The organism is Priestia sp. P5_B4, assembly GCF_056400385.1.
In genome coordinates, this window is record NZ_JBFULJ010000574.1 from 1 (window position 1) to 2,477 (window position 2,477).

General features: G+C 36.6%; 3 protein-coding genes. 1 reads left to right on the forward strand and 2 read right to left on the reverse strand.

The genetic code is table 11. The features are described from left to right. Positions 1-67 precede the first annotated feature (67 nt). Together AC1DRF_RS23130 and mle are read right to left on the reverse strand one after the other, a co-directional pair. Positions 68-352, reverse strand: coding sequence for a DUF4825 domain-containing protein (locus AC1DRF_RS23130; protein WP_477741792.1), 285 nt, complete (start codon positions 350-352; stop codon positions 68-70). 230 nt (positions 353-582) lie between these two features. After that, positions 583-1,422 (reverse strand): alpha/beta fold macrolide esterase, encoded by an 840-nt coding sequence (gene mle / locus AC1DRF_RS23135; RefSeq protein ID WP_043980736.1) that lies wholly within the window; start codon positions 1,420-1,422, stop codon positions 583-585. A gap of 441 nt (positions 1,423-1,863) precedes the next feature. Here mle and AC1DRF_RS23140 point away from each other — a divergent pair. After that, the coding region (locus AC1DRF_RS23140) for an SDR family NAD(P)-dependent oxidoreductase (RefSeq protein ID WP_477741793.1) at positions 1,864-2,477 on the forward strand (614 nt) is incomplete at its 3' end.

Here is a 2,477-nt window from a genome sequence, read left to right on the forward strand (position 1 = left end):
GTATTAGTATCGTTAAATAAATAGCATTGTAAAGAAAATTTTTCTCTAATGTATTCTTACCGTCAAACTAATATTTTAACATTTCATCTTTTGATAAAGAGCCCTCTTTAGTACCATACATTATTTTTGGTGTTTTATTATGTAAATCAATTTCTTTAAATGTTTCCCCTCCAGGCAATGCTCTTACGATAGCTACTACGTTAGAATTATCTCCAACATAAGTTCCACTGTGGTCTTTAAGATCTTTTACATCAACAGTGTTAATGCTTGTGACTTCTTCTTTTGAAGAACAGCCGGTTATACCTACAAGGATTAATAAGATTAAACAGAAAAGTACCTTAAAATATTTCATAATAACCTCCATTTTCTTACTTTAATACCCTTATGTGGATATTTCGCGAATTATCAGTGTATCGTAAATGTGATGTTTTGAAAAGTTGTAGGTACTTTTGTACAAAACACCCTTTGCTATAGGAAACGTTTTGTCTACTGTAAGTAGAAGGAAGGAACTTTGAAACATGAAAAGACCCCAAAGCTTTCTTAAAAAAGCGCTTTGAAGTCTGCATATCTCATGTTTTGATTTTAGGAGCTAATCCTTACAATTGATTTAATGATTTGTTCCCAGTCTTCACTATGGACTTCATGTCCCGTACGATCAAGAGCTATTAAATTAGCATGAGCAATAGCTTTTGCAAGAGCAAGTCCATGTTCGTATGGGAGTGCCGGATCTTCTGTTCCATGAATAATCAGTGTAGGTATAGTAATTTCACTCAATCTGTCATAATATTGGCCTCCTCCTTGAAGCAAAGCATGGTTAAATCTACTCGGCAGCTGTTTGGCGCGGGCAGCTTCTCTTTCTGCTAGCTTATACATTCTTTTCTCTTCATAAGGTTTTGTTCCACTTAAAATTTTCCATCCACCTGCAAGGTAGGGAACAGTCTCCTCTTGATTTGACCAGTCTATGGAAGCGCTCTTCGTGTGGTAATCAAGTATCCGCTGATCCATTGGGGGCAATTTTTCCGCCTCCGTTCCAAATACGCTTGATGCAATTAAAGTAAGGGAGTCTATGCGATCCGGATATCTAAGAGCAAGGATTTGTCCTATCATCCCGCCCAAAGACATGCCMACAATATGAGCTTTGTCTATAGAGTAAGCATCTAAAACACCAATTGCATCGTCAGCCATATCCGTTATTGTATAGTTAGACGTACCGGGTGGATAAGTGGTAGATCGCCCTAAATCACGATGGTCGTAACGAATAACAAATCTCTCATGTTCAGCGAGGCGAAGACAGAAGTCTTCATCCCACCAATCTAACGAAGACATTGCTCCCATTATTAAAAGTACAGCAGGATTCTTGGGGTTTCCAAAACTTTCTGTACAAATCTCAACGTTATCAATTTTTATTATCTCTTCATTCATTCGTGTACCTCCTTTTAAGTGTTAGAGAAATGAAAAGCAGTCCTTTATTCAGTTCTCTAACATAGGGATATTTCCTTTTAGAATTTTATTTAGGAAATCCATTATCCTACCTATCTCTTTACCTTTTTACTAAAAAGTAAAATATAACGTTCTTGAAAATGTAACTAAGGAAAGAGCCTAAACTTGTTGGAGACTAGGGGGATTCAGCTTTTGCTGTCTGAAACATGTTGATAAGGCAGGAAAGTTGAATGCATATATGGAAAAATACTTATGTGAGGTGAAATAAAAATGAATGATTACTATGGAGAAAATACCTTTTAAACTTTAATTACATTTTTTCATTTATTACAACTTGATAGATTAATATACATATACAGGATTGCTGAGTTCGTGTGCTATTGGTGAGCATATGAATTCAACGTTCTGATGAGGAGATGCTTTATGAAGCGGTTAATAAATAAAATTGCGATTGTTACTGGTGCTAGTCGGGCAAAAGGTATTGGTACTGAAATATGCAGGGAATTAGCTAGAGAAGGTGCAGATATTTTTTTCACTCATTGGCCAAAGTATGATCGTTTAATGGATTATTGCAATGAGGATGATTTTAAATGGTCGAAACATCTTATGGAAGAGATTCGCAGTCTGGGAGTGCGATGTGAATCAATGGAATTGGATTTATCGCAACCTGATGCACCAAGAAAGCTGCTTGGTGAAGTTCAAAACAAACTAGGTTCTCCATCAATCCTTGTAAATAATGCAACACATTCCGTGGACGTAGATTTTCGTTCTATAGATGCTGATATGCTTGATGCTCATTATAACGTGAATGTTAGAGGAACGTGTCTTTTGACTGTTGAGTTTGCACGTCTAATCGAAGGTAAGCATGGCGGTCGAATTATTAATATGGTTTCAGGTCAAGATAAGTCACCTGAGCCTGGGAATTTGGCTTATGTTGCAACAAAAGGGGCTGTTTCTACGTTTACTAAATCAGTTGCTATTGAATTAGCACCTCTTAAAATTACTGTTAATGCTGTAGATCCTGGACCAACTAACAC